Raw genomic sequence first — 13,372 nt, 5'->3', positions numbered from 1 at the left:
GAAGACCTGGCCGGATTGCCGGTGGCCACGAGCGGGACAGAAAAAGACGATGGCGGCGCTGCGGAATCCTGATGGACTTTCAGCCGGTTACGAAGAACCCCCCGGCGACGGAGAGATCCTGCTGCGCAGCGGCCTCAGCCTGCGCCACATGCGCATGATCGCAGCCCTCGACGACCATGGCCGGGTCAGCGCGGCAGCCCAGGTCATGAACATTTCGCAGCCCGCCGCCTCACGGATGATCGCCGAGATGGAGGCAGTGCTCGACGTCAAGCTGTGCGAAAGGCTGCCGCGCGGCATCACGCTGACGCCCTATGGCAAGGCATTGGCGAGGCGCGCGCGCTCGATCCTGCTCGAGATGCGTGAGGTCGACCGCGAGATATCCGAGCTCAAGGCGGGCAAGGGCGGCTCGGTGTTCCTGGGCGCGGTGACGGCCCCTGCGATCGAGCTCGCCGTGCCGGCGATCCGCGAAATCCGGCGCATCTATCCGCGTATCGAGATCACCATGCAGGTCGAGACCTCCAATGTGCTGGCGCGCGAGCTGATCGCCACGCGTCACGATTTCATCATCGCGCGCATCCCCGACGACCTCAATCCACGGCTGTTCGAGGCCCGCGTCATCGGTGTTGAAAAAGCCTGCCTGATCGTGCGCCGCGGCCACCCGCTCGCCAAGGGCAAGGCGGTGCGGCTGGAGGAGACCGCTGCCTACGACTGGGTTTTCCAGTCGGGCGGCTCGCCACTGCGCCAAGCGATGGAAAGCAATTTCCTGAACCGCAACATCGCGCTGCCGGACCGCATCCTCAACACCAGTTCGCTGCTTCTGACCCTGGTCATGGTCGCGCAGTCGGACGCCATCGCGCCGGTGTCGATTCAGGTGGCGAAATTCATCCAGAATCCCGAGGGGCTGGCCGGCGCCATCGACGTCGTCCAGACCGAGTTCGACATCGAGGTCAGGCCCTACAGCCTGATCACCGTGAAGAATCGCGTGCTGTCGCCGGCAGCCAAGATGCTGCACGACTTTATCTTGAGGGAGGTGGGTTGAGAGAGAGGTGGGCTGACGGCTGGAGCGGGTAGCGGGAATCGAACCCGCGCGTTCAGCTTGGGAAGCTGACAAGCTACCATTACATCATACCCGCGCAGCAGCCTCGTTACCACGCAATCCGGCGTTCGGGCAATCGTTAAGCGCGCATTCGAGCTTTGCCCGCCGCCCGCCGCTACTTCGTCGTGGCAAGGGCATCGTCTACCGCAAACACCGGCCAGTATTTCGCAATGGCCCGCGTGGCCCCTATCGAGGAGAAATGGCCATAGTCGAAATAGAGAAACTGGCCTGCGTCGGCGTAGGAGCAGCGTCCTGCGCTACAGAGGAATTCGAGCGGATCGATGAAGGTGGCGCCTTTGGTAAATGAGCGCACGCGGTTGTTGATGTCGGGATCCATGGCCATCGGCCAGGACGTATCACTGAGATTTCCGCGCTTTGCGAAGAATGCGATTTTCCGAACGTCGGTTATGAACTGCGGAGACTGGCCGATGACAAACACGCGCACACCCAGGCCATGAAGCGTATCGATCGTTTGCTGGAGACCGTCGAAACTCCTGGCCTCATAGTCGGTCCACCGGCCGCTGAGTACAACCGTCTTGATGCCGGCGTCCTGGATGACTTTCAGGGCCTGCTGATTGAACCGCATGCAATCCGGGCGTGCATAGGAGAAGTAAGAGAGGATTGGTGGACAGCCTGCGTATGTGTATTCGACGACGTTGGCCTGAAGCTGATTTATGTTGGCCTCCAGGCCCGAAACATAGTGGGCGGCAAACGAGTCGCCCCACAACAAAACGGTTGTAGGGAAGCCGCGAGTGCGTGTGCAGTCCTTGATGTTCCAGCTTTCGATCCGGCTGGAGCCCTCGTTGAAACAGGTGCCCTTGAGCCAGTCCCCGACAGGGATCCGCTGTTGGGCATAGTCCGGAAACCGTTGCGGAAAACCGTTGCCGAGCGCCCCGGTCGCCCCGCCAACGCAAAGAAGAGCGATCGCGCCGGCTGAAAAGGCGAAGATGGGCATCGGGGCGGTGAAGCTCCTTTTCTGCCGAAACGGCTGCTCGATATACTTCCAGGAGAATGCAGCCAATGCGAAGCTTGCGACCGTCATCGCAACGGTCATCGACGGGTCGAGTTTTTGCAATGAAAGATAGTGCGCGAACGCATTGATCGGCCAGTGAACAAGATACAGCGAATACGAGATGAGACCGATCCAGACCAGCGGTCGGACTTCGAGTATGCGGCTAGCGATCGTCGAGGGGCTGTTTTGGCCGACATAGATGAGGAGTGCCGTTCCGAGGCACGGATACAAAGCGTTGTAGCCCGGGAACGGGTCGCTCTCCGAAATCGCGAAGAACCCGATGGCGAGAAGGCCAAATCCGGCCAGCCCCACCAGTTCCATAAGAAATCGATTGCTCAACGGCGGGGGCCGTTTCAGCATGAGCACAGCGCCCAGCATGAGTTCCCAGACCCGTGTCGGCAGCAGGTAGAATCCCGCGCTTGGCGCCAGCCATGTCGCCATCACCGCCAGCACGAAGCTGCCGAGAATGATCGGCAGGAGTGCTGTCAGCCAGCGCTTCGCAAAATAGCGATAGATCAGGAACATCAGGATTGGGGCAAAGATATAGTACTGCTCCTCGACCGAAAGCGACCACGTATGCAGCAGCGGTCGGAGCTCGGCATCGATGGAGAAGTAATTTGACGTTTTCCAAAAATAGATGTTCGACCAGAAAGTCGAGGCCGCTATGACGCTGAGACTGAATTCATGCAGATCTGACGGCAGAAGAATGAACAATGCCGCAATACAGGTGAGAAGCGTGACAAAGATCAGAGCCGGCAGAATGCGCCGGGCACGGCGCCAGTAGAAGCTGACGATCGAAAATTGGCCGCGTTCAAGGTCGTCCAGAAGACTTCCGGTGATCAGGTAGCCGGATATGACGAAGAAGATATCGACGCCGGTAAAGCCGCCTGGAATTGCCGAGATTCCGAAATGGAAGAGTACAACCGGCAGCACCGCAACAGCCCTAAGGCCATCGATATCGCGCCTGTACTTCATTCAAGAAGCCCTGTGTTCGCAGGTCACGGCGAGACGGCGCAGTCCGTCCATAGTCGGGCGATGAGTCTGGCAGATCAATATCAACGGATTACCCTCTGTCCTCCAATTTTGCTGCGCTGCAACATAAGTGTCAAGGTCGGCGAGCAGACAATCCGCAAACCGCCGTGCGGAGCAACTGGATTCAGCGACCACCTTGATGCCAGCGCGGCAAGTGCGTATTTCTGAACCTGTACCCGAATCGGGTTAACCGAATCTGGAGACACGCCTTGTCCGCACTGACGCGCTTTCTCGGCGATACGCCGCTCCGGGTGCTTCTGAAGCTGCTGGTGGTATCGTTCCTCGTCGGCCTTGTCATGAACGCTTTCGGCTGGTCGCCGGTGGATGTGCTCTACGGCATCCGGAATTTCTTCGTCGATCTCTGGAATCTGGGCTTCCGCGCCATTGACCGTTTCCTCGGCTACATCCTGCTGGGCGCGGCGATCGTCATTCCGGCCTTCCTCCTGCTCAGGATCGCCAACTACCGGAAATAGGTATGGCCCCGAACCTGCGGTTCGGCAAGGATCATGCTCAATCGGTCAGGCCTCACGCGAAGCCTGATGCCACTTCGAACAGGATGGCATGGCGCGCGGCAAGCGCCGCCACGTCAGTCGAATAGCCGCCGCCGATAACGCCGCAGACCGGGATGCGGAGCGCGCGGAAATGACGGATCACCATGTCGTCACGGGCGCGCAGCCCCTCGTTCGACAGCGATAACCTGCCAAGCCGGTCATCGGCATGGACGTCGACCCCGGCATTGTAGAAAACGATGTCCCAGGGCGCTCTGGCGGTGAGTTCCGGCAGAATGCCGCCCAACCTTTCGAGATAGGCCGCATCGCCGGTGCCGTCGGGCAGGGCGACGTCGAGGTCGGAAGCGATCTTGCGCGCCGGATAGTTACGGTCGCCATGCATGGAAAAGGTGAACACGCGCCGTTCATCGCCCAGAATGTCCGCCGTGCCGTCGCCCTGATGGACGTCGAGATCGACGATCAGGATGTTGCGGGCGGCAGCTTCGGCGAGCAGCACCAGCGAAGCCACGGCAACATCGTTGAAGGTGCAGAAGCCGGCGCCTTGCGCGCGCCGCGCATGATGGCTGCCGCCGGCGGTGTTGCAGGCGATGCCGTTCAGCAACGCCAGCCGCGCCGCCAGCACCGTGCCGCCCGTTGCGAGCTGCGCCCTGAGCGAGACCCGCGGACTCACCGGAAAGCCGATCTCGCGCTCGATCTTTTCAGGCACTTCGCAGGCCAGCACCTGATCGACATACGAGGCGGCATGAGCAAGCTTCAGCCATGATGCCGGCGCCGGCCTAGGCATGCTGAGCGCCTCGGGCCCGGCAAGTCCGCGCGCTCTCAGGGCTTCCATCAGCAATGGGTATTTGCTCATCGGGAAGCGATGGTTGACGGCAAAACTGGCGTCGTAATCGGGATGATGAACGATCTGCAGTGGCATGAGCGGTCGGTGCGCCAGAAGCGGGTTTCGGTTGACCATGACGCGATGAAAGATTGCGCGGCGTCGGGAAACTGGGGCACATCGGCCATTCGAGCAAGCCGCAATGAGGGTCGGGTCCTGGATCAGGTGTCAGCAACGGCCAACAGACGGTCCTTTGTCGTCACCAACCGCTCGGTGCTCGCCATCGCGGTGCCGATGACGCTGGCCTATCTGACGACGCCGCTGCTCGGCATCGTCGACACCGCGGTGATCGGCCAGTTTGGCGACGCTGCCCTTCTCGGTGGCCTGGCGGCGGGTGCCCTGGTCTTCGACGTCGTCTTCACCTCGTTCAATTTCCTGCGCTCCGGCACCACGGGCCTCGTCGCCCAGGCTCTCGGCCGTGGCGACGAACTGGAGGAACAGGCGGTGTTCTGGCGTGCCGTGCTGATCGCGATCGTTGCCGGCATCGTGCTTGCCGCCCTTGCGCCACTGTTCGCCACCGCCGGACAGTGGTTCATGGATGCCGAGCCGCGCGTCAGCGAAGCGATGGCCGTCTATATCCGCATCAGGCTGCTCGCGGCACCGTTCTCGCTGATCAACTACGCCATCCTCGGCTATGTACTGGGGCGCGGCGAGGGCGGGCTGGGACTGATGCTGCAATTGGTGCTGAACGGCATCAACATCGCGCTCTGCATCCTGCTGGGGCTGGAGCTCGGCTGGGGCGTCGCCGGCGTCGCCTGGGCGACCGTCACCGGTGAATTCGTCGCCATGCTGCTCGGCCTGGCAATCGTCATCAGGCGTTTCTGGGCGGCACCCCGGCTGCCGCGCCATCGCGTCTTCGATCTGCCGGCATTCTTGCGTATGGCGTCGCTCAACCGTGACATCATGATCCGGTCGTTCTCGCTGCTCGCCGCCTTCGCGCTGTTCACCCGCCAGGGCGCACAATTCGGCACGGTGACACTGGCCGCCAATGCGGTGCTGATGAACTTCTTCCTTATCGCCGGCTATTTCCTCGACGGTTTCGCCACGGCAGCCGAACAGCTCGCCGGGCGGGCCATCGGCGCGCGTGCCGCCATGCAATTCCGGCAGGCGGTGCGGCTGACCCTGTTCTGGGGTTTCGGGCTGGCGGCCACGGCGACGCTTGTCCTTTTGCTGGGCGGTACCGATCTGATCGCACTGATCACGACGTCACAAGATGTTCGCGCCGTTGCCGACATCTATTTGCCTTGGGCGGCATTCACCGCGCTCAGCGGCGTGCTGGCGTTTCAGATGGATGGGGTCTTCATCGGTGCGACCTGGTCGCGCGATATGCGCAACATGATGCTCTTGTCGTTCCTCGTCTTCAGCGCCGCCCTGCTCATCCTGGCGCCGGCCTTTGGCAATCACGGCCTGTGGGCGGCGCTGCATGTCTTCCTGCTGGTGCGCGGCTTCAGCCTGCTTGCCATTTTGCGCTTGCGGCTGCGGACGGCGTTTTAGTCAGTGTCCTAGGTCAACTTTCGCGCAGGGTGGAAAGCGATCCTATTTTCCATAAGTTCTGGCGTCAGCGGATCGCTTGCACTTCCAGTCGATTTCGTTACGTTTTTTCGGCAGCTTGATGCAGCAATCGTTCTGGGGAAGCTTGTGCGAAGTTACCTGCCATATGTCTTAGGCGCAGCGCTGGGGCTGCTCGCTGCGTTCATTCTCTCCGCAATTTTTGGCGTCGGCGGAACTGCCCAGTTGCTTCTTTTTGGGTTGTTGCCTGCTATCGGCGGCGCCACCTGCGAGCGGATCGTCAGTCGCAATTGACCCTGGACGAATGAGCCAAAGGGGTCGTGAGCGGATGCATCTCGAACTATGACACTACGCTTTTTAGAGCATTTACAGTTGCTTCGACGCCCAGAAGTCGAGGCGGCTGTCACGCAGATCACGGACAGATTTGAGCCGCTCTTTTTTCACGAAGCGGACCATTCCGGAAAGAATGCGGCCCGGCAGTGCGGGCCCGGCATAGATCATGCCGGTATAGAGCTGGACGAGATCGGCGCCGGCGCGGATCTTTTCCAGCGCCGTCTCACTGGAATCGATACCGCCGACACCGATGATGGCGCGGTCCGGGCCAAGCAGTTTGCGCATCTTGGCCAATACGATGGTCGAGCGTTCGAATAACGGCTTTCCGGAAAGTCCTCCGGGCTCACCGGCAAGGCCGGCGCTGCGCAGGCCAAGCCGCGCAATCGTGGTGTTGGAGACGATGACGCCGTCAATTCGCTTCTCCGTGACCTCGGCGGCGATGTCCTCGAGCTCGGCCTCGACCAGGTCCGGCGCGATCTTGAGGAAGACCGGCGGCTGCGCGGCCGCTGCCGCCCGTGCGGCCATGACGCGCGACAAGAGCTCGCCGAGCTGCTGGCGCGCCTGCATGTTGCGCAGGCCGGGCGTGTTCGGCGAGGAGATGTTGACCGTCAGATAGGTCGCGTATGGCGCAAACCTGATAACGCCGCGTTCATAGTCACCGACGCGGTCGGCGCTGTCCTTGTTGGCGCCGATATTGACGCCGACGATGCCGGCACGGCCCTTGCGGGCGGCAAGCCGTTTCTCGGCGGCTTCGTGACCCTCATTGTTGAAGCCCAGCCGATTGATCACCGCTTCGTCCGATGTCAGCCGGAAAATGCGCGGCTTCGGGTTGCCGGCCTGCGGCAGCGGCGTGATCGTGCCGACCTCGGCAAAGCCGAAGCCGAGGCCAAGCAGGGCATCGGCAACCTCGGCGTTCTTGTCGTAGCCGGCAGCCATGCCGAGCGGATTGGGGAAATCGATGCCGCAGACGCTGACTTTCAGCCTGTCGTCGCGCACCGGTCGCCCGGCCACCGGCAGCCCGCATTTCAGCGCGGCGATCGACAGGCCGTGGGCGGCTTCCGGATCGAATGCGAACAGGAGCCTCTGGCCGAGCCGGTCGAGCACGCTCATTCGGCCTCCAGCGCCGGGAATTGGTGGAGGCCGTCGGTGCCCAGCGGCAATGGTTGCACCCAGGCGACGGCCTTCAGGTCGAGCGGGCCGTAAAGATGAGGGAACAGCGCACCGCCGCGCGAGACTTCGTATTTCAGCGCATCACCCAGTTTGGCTCCATCGATGGCGACCAGCAGCAGCCCCGTCTGGCCGGCGAAGTGTTTTGCAGCTGTTTCCCTCGCCTGCCCGGCGGTGGAAAAATGGATGAAGCCGTCGGCGACGTCGATCGGCGCACCGGTGAAGCGGCCATTTCTTTCGGCCTCGCGCCACAGCGGTTCGGGTACTATCTTGTAGATAATCTGAGACATGATTGCGCTATAGTCCGAACCAACCATGCGGGGAAGGGTGCGCCAGAGTTCTTCCCCATTTCCGGCGCAAACATGCGATAAATTGCGCTACTGGCCCATGGAGGACAATATGCGTCCGCAGCACGTCTTAATCCCCGCAGCGCTCGTCTCGCTCGTCGCGGCGTCGGCCTTTTCCGAGGAAGCGAACCGCTACCGGCTGGAAAAATCGGCCACCGGCTATGTCCGCATGGACACGCAGACCGGTGCGATGTCGATCTGCGAGGAGCGGGCCGGCCAGCTCGTCTGCAAGATGGCGGCCGATGAACGCGCCGCCTTCCAGGACGAGGTCGACCGGCTGCAAAATTCGGTGAAGGCGCTCGACGAGCGCGTCGTCAAGCTCGAGAACTCGCTGGCCGCCCGGTTTGAGTCGACGTTGCCCAGCGAAGAGGATTTCAACAAGACGATGAGCTACATGGAGCGCTTCCTGCGCGGCTTCATGGGTATCGTCAAGGACATGGAAAAGGACAGCGGCGAAGATGGCGCCAAACCCAATTCGCAAAAAACCTGAGCACCGGTCACCGGAAGAAACCCGGCGCATAGTCTTGCCGCTTGAAAATGGCTGATATCGCCGCATAATCGTCGACTGATCCCGTAAGAAGCAGACAATCATCAATGGGATTCGGGGAGGGCCATGTGCCGTCAGGTTACACTTTCGTCATCGCCGACGACCATCCGCTTTTTCGCGGCGCGCTGAGAGAGGCGCTTGCCGGCATCGGCAACGTCGCCGGCATTCACGAGGCCGGCGATTTCGAAAGCGCCAAGGCGCTGGTCGTAACCAATGAGGACGTCGATCTGGTGCTGCTCGACCTGTCGATGCCGGGCGCGAGCGGCCTTTCCGGTCTGATCTCGCTGCGCGGCATCCATCCGACGGTGCCGCTGGTGGTGGTATCGGCGCATGACGACCCGGTGACCATCAGGCGCGCGCTCGATCTCGGCGCTTCGGGGTTCATCTCCAAATCGGCTAGCATGGAGGAGATCCGCAGCGCTGTGCAGTCGGTGCTTGCCGGCGACATCGCCGCACCCACGGGCATCGATCTCGGTGTCGAGCGCGATCCCGAGATATCCGATCTGATCAAGCGGCTGCAAACGCTGACGCCGCAGCAGACGCGCGTGCTCGGCATGCTGGCCGAAGGACTGCTCAACAAGCAGATCGCTTACGAACTCGGTGTCTCCGAAGCGACGATAAAGGCGCATGTATCGGCCATTCTGCAGAAGCTTGGCGTCGACAGCCGCACCCAGGCGGTGATCCTGCTGTCCAAGATCGGCAGCGACCCGCTACCGGCAGCCATCTGACCTCGGCACCCGGGGGGTCAACAGAAAGCTGTGACCGTTACTCGGCCGCCGACGCCAGTGGCCTGACCCTGGCCATCATCGAGCGCAGCACCGCCGGTTTGAGCGGCTTGTTGATCACCGGCACGTCGAGCCTGGCGGCGCTGGCGCGCACCTCGCTGGAGCGGTCGGCGGTGACCAGCACCGCCGGCATGTCCTGGCCGTGGATCGCGCGCAGCTTAGCGATCATTTCGAGACCGGTCTCGCCGTCGAGATGGTAGTCGGCAAGCACGATGTCGGGGCGTTGCTTGACCGATCCCTTGAGATCCCCCGAGCCGGAAAATGTGTCGACGCTGCAGCCCCAGCCTTCGAGCAGCAGCCGCATGCCGTCGAGGATGCGGGCGTCGTTGTCGATGCAGAGCACGCGGAGCCCGGCAAGCGAAGCCGCGGTGCGGACCGGCGCTTTCGCCGCGATCTCGCGGCGTGGCTCCTGCGCTGCCGCGACCGGCAGGATGACGGAAAAGCGCGTGCCTTTGCCCGGGTTCGAAAAGATCCGGATTTCGAGGCGCAAGACGCGAGCGATGCGGTCGACGATGGAGAGGCCGAGGCCGAGGCCTTCGGCCTCGCGCGCACCCTCGTCGAGCCGGGTGAACTCGCGAAAGACCGTGTTCAGCTTGTCGCCGGCAATGCCAATGCCGGTATCGATCACCTGTATCTCGACCAGTTCGCCGCGCCGCCGCACCCCGACCAGGACGTGGCCGCGGCGCGTGTATTTGACGGCGTTGGATACGAGGTTCTGGATCAGGCGGCGTAGGAGATTGCGATCCGTCATCACGCTGAGCGACGACGGCACGATCGTCAGGCCGAGCTTCCTCCCGGCGGCAAGCGGCTGGAAGTCGTTGCCGATCTGTCGCAGCAGCTCGTCCAGGCTGAAGACGGTGTCGTCCGGTTTCATCGCGCCGGCATCGAGACGCGAGATATCGAGCACCGCGCCGAGAATGGTCTCGACCGATTCCAGCGAGGATTCGATGTTGATCGCCGCCTTCCCGGCCCGCCCCTTGCCGGCCTTTTCGATCAGCGACGAGCAATAGAGGCGGGCGGCGTTCAGGGGCTGCAGGATGTCGTGGCCGGCGGCGGCAAGGAAGCGCGTCTTGCCGAGATTGGCCTCCTCGGCCAGCATCTGCGCCTGTGCCAGCTCCTCGTTGACGCGGGTCAGTTCGACGGTGCGATCCTTGACGCGCTGTTCCAGCGATTCATTGGCGCGCTTGAGCGCCAGATCCTGCTCGACGCGTCCGGAGATGTCGGCATAGGTGGCGACGATGCCGCCGTCCGGCATCGGATTGGAACGCAACTCCAGGATGCGGCCGCTGGTCTTCAGCTCCATCTGCCAGGGGCTGACGAAACTGGTGAGGCGGTTGAGCATCGCCACCCTCTGGTCGGCCGGAATGTCGCCGCGCTCGGCAAGGTAGCGCAGGATGCGATCGAGCGAGACGCCGACTTGGCCCATCTCGTCGGGCAGGTCGAACAGCGCCCGATACTGGCGGTTCCAGCAGATCAGCCGAAAATCCCTGTCGAAGACGGTGATGCCCTGTTCCATCTGGTCGAGCGCGATCTGCAACAGGTCACGATTGTGCTGCAGCGCTTCGGTGGCGTCGTCGAGCAGGCGGAAGGCATCCTTGGATTCGCGGTCGTTGCGGCGTAGCAGCAGCGACAGGATCAGCCGCGCCGAGGAGGAGCCGACCGCACTCGCCAGAAGCTGCTCGGAGAAACGGATGACGTCCATGCTGGCCTGCTCGTTGCCGTGCAACGAAACGCCATTGCTCTCTTCAAACGTCTGAAAGGACCGCTCGGTACGTTCGACGCCAAGATAACGCGCGATCGTGTCCTTGAGGCCATTGACGGTGACGGTGGTGCGGAAGCGGCGCAGGCTGGGCATCGGGCTCGCCTCGCGCGGCACGAAGATCGACGCCTGGATGCGTTCCAGCGGCACCGACGCGCGCGACAGCGAGCCGAGCACGAAGAACAGGGTGTTGATCGACAGGCTCCACAAGACGCCATGGTTCAGCGGCTCGGCGACGGTGCCGAACAGTGCCTGCGGCCGCAACGCCTCGAAACCGAACAGGCCGTGCACGACGATGCCGGTATCGGACGCGACGAGCGACGGAAGCAGCAGCGTGTAGCCCCAGACGACGATGCCGGCGACCATGCCGAGTGCGGCACCCCTGCCGTTGGCGCCGCGCCAGATCAAACCGCCGATCAACGCCGGCGCGAACTGCGCGATCGCGGCGAAGGACATCAGGCCGATCGAGGAGAGCCGCGCGCTGTCGGTGCTCTCGCGATAGTAGAGGAAGGCGATGAACAGCATGATGAAGATCGCCGCCCGCCGCACGTTGAGGATGAGCGCCGACCAGTCCTCGTTCTCGGAAGTCGTGGTCCTAAGCAGGCGGCGCACGAACAGCGGAATGACGAGGTCGTTGGAGATCATGATCGACAGCGCGACGCTTTCGACGATCACCATTGCGGTCGCCGCCGACAGGCCGCCGATGAAGGCCGCCATCGCCAGCAAATCGTGGCCGCTGAGCAGCGGCAGCGACAAGACGTAGAGGTCGCTGCTGGTCCTGGTGCCGACCAGCGCCAGGCCGGCGAGCGCGATCGGCAGCACAAAAAGGTTGATCGCCACCAGATAGAGCGGAAACACCCATGTCGCGGTGCGCAGCTCGGCCTCGCTGCGGTTTTCGACGATGGTGACGTAGAACTGGCGCGGCAGCATGATGATGGCGAAGCCGCTCAAACATGTCAGCACCAGCCAGGTTGCGAGCGACGTCCTGTAGCCCATCGCTTGCTGAACTTGCGAATTCTCCGCGAGCTTGTCGACCATATCGCCTGGACCGCCAAAGATCAGGAAGATCACCAGCAGGCCGATCGCCAGGAAAGCGGCCAGCTTGACCACGGTTTCGACCGCCACCGCCAGCACCAGCCCGTCCTGGTGCTCGGTGGCGTCGGCGTGGCGCGTGCCGAACAGCACTGCAAACAGCGCAAGCAGCATGGCAACGACCAGCGAGATGTCACTGACGAACGGATCGAAAGAGGGTGGCGAGCCGGTATAATGCTCGACCATCAGACTGACCGAGCCGGAAATCGCCTTCAACTGCAGCGCCATATAGGGCACCGCGCCGATCGTCGCGATCAGCGTGGCGATTGCCGCAACGGTAAAGCTCTTGCCGTAGCGGGCACCGAGGAAGTCGGCGATCGAGGTGATCTTCTCGGTCTTGGCCAACCTGACGATGCGATGAAGCAGCGGAAAGCCGAACACGAACACCAGCACCGGTCCGGTATAGATGCCGAGGAACTCGAGGCCGCGCTCGGAGGAAAGGCCGACCGAACCGAAGAAGGTCCAGGAGGTGCAGTAGATCGCCAGGCTGAGCGCATAGATGAAGGGGCGGGCCTGGCCAGGCCCGGATGCCGCCGAGCGCCGGTCGCCGAGGCTGGCGATGACGAACAGCAACGTCACATAGGCTATCGCGATGATGACGATGAACCAGCCCTGCACGGCTTGATAATCCTCCCTTGCCGGTTTTGCATCCGGCCTGGCTGAGACGCAATCACAGCTTGGCGATCAAGTCCATCGCGGCTTTCGGCGCAGCATGGTTGCGGCTTCGGGAATTTGGCCGGTGGAAACCGGTCATTTGCCCATGCTGCAACCGCAGGTTTTTGCTATCTTGCCTGTGGGCCGGTGCCGAAAGGCGCGGGTAGAGCGGCAGCACGGCCCCGTCATGACAAGGAGGGTCGAATGCTGAAAGAATTCCAGGAGTTCATTTCCAGGGGCAACGTGATGGACCTGGCCGTTGGGGTCATCATCGGCGCTGCCTTCGGCAGAATCGTCGATTCGCTGGTCAACGACATCATCATGCCGATCGTGGGCGCAATTTTGGGCGGACTGGACTTCAACAATTACTTCTTCGCCCTGTCCTCTGCCGTCAATGCCACGTCGCTGGCGGATGCCAAGAAACAGGGCGCCGTTTTCGCTTATGGCAGCTTTATCACCGTGGTGCTGAACTTCATTATTCTCGCCTTCATCATCTTCTTGATGGTCAAGGCGGTGAATAATCTGCGCAGGCGGCTAGAAGCTGAAAAGCCCGCCACCCCTGCCGCGCCGCCGGCCGATGTTGCGCTCCTCACCGAAATTCGCGATCTCCTCGCCAGGAAATAGCGCAGGGGCAAGATCTCTGGACCAAA

General features: G+C 62.4%; 12 protein-coding genes and 1 tRNA gene. 7 read left to right on the top strand and 6 right to left on the bottom strand.

The features are described from left to right. Positions 1-49: 49 nt before the first annotated feature. Complete coding sequence (locus tag EN885_RS16750) at positions 50-1,039, top strand: LysR family transcriptional regulator (RefSeq protein WP_095488015.1); 990 nt, start codon at positions 50-52, stop codon at positions 1,037-1,039. 20 nt (positions 1,040-1,059) lie between these two features. Here EN885_RS16750 and EN885_RS16745 read toward each other — a convergent pair. Together EN885_RS16745 and EN885_RS16740 are read right to left on the bottom strand one after the other, a co-directional pair. Then, positions 1,060-1,133 (bottom strand) — tRNA-Gly (locus EN885_RS16745). A 78-nt stretch (positions 1,134-1,211) separates the two neighbouring features. Continuing rightward, positions 1,212-3,011, bottom strand: coding sequence for an acyltransferase family protein (locus EN885_RS16740; RefSeq protein ID WP_245461340.1), 1,800 nt, complete (start codon positions 3,009-3,011; stop codon positions 1,212-1,214). Between EN885_RS16740 and EN885_RS34260 the strand changes: the two genes are divergently transcribed. Further along, positions 2,910-3,308 (top strand): hypothetical protein, encoded by a 399-nt coding sequence (locus EN885_RS34260; protein WP_245329995.1) that lies wholly within the window; start codon positions 2,910-2,912, stop codon positions 3,306-3,308. The genes EN885_RS16740 and EN885_RS34260 overlap by 102 nt on opposite strands. Before the next feature lie 41 nt (positions 3,309-3,349). Then, positions 3,350-3,613, top strand: coding sequence for a DUF6460 domain-containing protein (locus EN885_RS16735; protein WP_095488019.1), 264 nt, complete (start codon positions 3,350-3,352; stop codon positions 3,611-3,613). 52 nt (positions 3,614-3,665) lie between these two features. Here the strand turns inward: EN885_RS16735 and EN885_RS16730 are convergent, their stop codons facing one another. Next, on the bottom strand, positions 3,666-4,568 hold the full coding sequence (locus tag EN885_RS16730; RefSeq protein WP_126103695.1) for a histone deacetylase: 903 nt from the start codon (positions 4,566-4,568) through the stop codon (positions 3,666-3,668). Positions 4,569-4,685: 117 nt separating this feature from the next. Between EN885_RS16730 and EN885_RS16725 the strand changes: the two genes are divergently transcribed. Continuing rightward, a complete protein-coding gene (locus EN885_RS16725; protein WP_126107249.1) occupies positions 4,686-6,023 on the top strand; it encodes an MATE family efflux transporter in 1,338 nt (445 codons plus the stop codon). Positions 6,024-6,404: 381 nt separating this feature from the next. Here the strand turns inward: EN885_RS16725 and EN885_RS16720 are convergent, their stop codons facing one another. Next, positions 6,405-7,481: a quinone-dependent dihydroorotate dehydrogenase gene (locus tag EN885_RS16720; protein ID WP_128242849.1), complete on the bottom strand. Its 1,077-nt coding sequence runs from the start codon at positions 7,479-7,481 to the stop codon at positions 6,405-6,407. Beyond that, positions 7,478-7,828 carry a DUF952 domain-containing protein gene (locus EN885_RS16715; RefSeq protein ID WP_164547042.1) on the bottom strand — a complete coding sequence of 117 codons (351 nt, stop codon included), beginning with the start codon at positions 7,826-7,828 and terminating at the stop codon, positions 7,478-7,480. The genes EN885_RS16720 and EN885_RS16715 overlap by 4 nt, the downstream gene beginning before the upstream one ends. A gap of 109 nt (positions 7,829-7,937) precedes the next feature. On the opposite strand from EN885_RS16715, the gene EN885_RS16710 reads away from it, so the two are divergent. Beyond that, positions 7,938-8,375 (top strand): hypothetical protein, encoded by a 438-nt coding sequence (locus tag EN885_RS16710; protein ID WP_126103692.1) that lies wholly within the window; start codon positions 7,938-7,940, stop codon positions 8,373-8,375. 125 nt (positions 8,376-8,500) lie between these two features. Beyond that, positions 8,501-9,160, top strand: a complete 660-nt coding sequence (locus tag EN885_RS16705; protein WP_126103691.1) for a response regulator transcription factor — start codon at positions 8,501-8,503, stop codon at positions 9,158-9,160. A gap of 37 nt (positions 9,161-9,197) precedes the next feature. Here EN885_RS16705 and EN885_RS16700 read toward each other — a convergent pair whose 3' ends face one another. After that, positions 9,198-12,686 (bottom strand): NahK/ErcS family hybrid sensor histidine kinase/response regulator, encoded by a 3,489-nt coding sequence (locus tag EN885_RS16700; protein ID WP_128242848.1) that lies wholly within the window; start codon positions 12,684-12,686, stop codon positions 9,198-9,200. 240 nt (positions 12,687-12,926) lie between these two features. Between EN885_RS16700 and mscL the strand changes: the two genes are divergently transcribed. Then, positions 12,927-13,346 carry a large conductance mechanosensitive channel protein MscL gene (mscL, locus tag EN885_RS16695; protein ID WP_095488029.1) on the top strand — a complete coding sequence of 140 codons (420 nt, stop codon included), beginning with the start codon at positions 12,927-12,929 and terminating at the stop codon, positions 13,344-13,346. The last annotated feature ends 26 nt before the right edge of the window (positions 13,347-13,372 follow it).

Source organism: Mesorhizobium sp. M6A.T.Cr.TU.014.01.1.1 (assembly GCF_004022765.1).
Lineage (GTDB): Bacteria > Pseudomonadota > Alphaproteobacteria > Rhizobiales > Rhizobiaceae > Mesorhizobium > Mesorhizobium mediterraneum.
The sequence above is the reverse complement of the archived record's forward strand: the minus strand, read 5'-3'. Positions and strand labels throughout refer to the sequence as shown.

Coding starts and splice junctions, on each gene's coding strand:
- EN885_RS16715 (WP_164547042.1), bottom strand. CDS start 7,828: ATGTCTCAGATTATCTACAAGATAGTACCCGAACCGCTGTGGCGCGAG.
- mscL (WP_095488029.1), top strand. CDS start 12,927: ATGCTGAAAGAATTCCAGGAGTTCATTTCCAGGGGCAACGTGATGGAC.
- EN885_RS16730 (WP_126103695.1), bottom strand. CDS start 4,568: ATGCCACTGCAGATCGTTCATCATCCCGATTACGACGCCAGTTTTGCC.
- EN885_RS16750 (WP_095488015.1), top strand. CDS start 50: ATGGCGGCGCTGCGGAATCCTGATGGACTTTCAGCCGGTTACGAAGAA.
- EN885_RS16720 (WP_128242849.1), bottom strand. CDS start 7,481: ATGAGCGTGCTCGACCGGCTCGGCCAGAGGCTCCTGTTCGCATTCGAT.
- EN885_RS16710 (WP_126103692.1), top strand. CDS start 7,938: ATGCGTCCGCAGCACGTCTTAATCCCCGCAGCGCTCGTCTCGCTCGTC.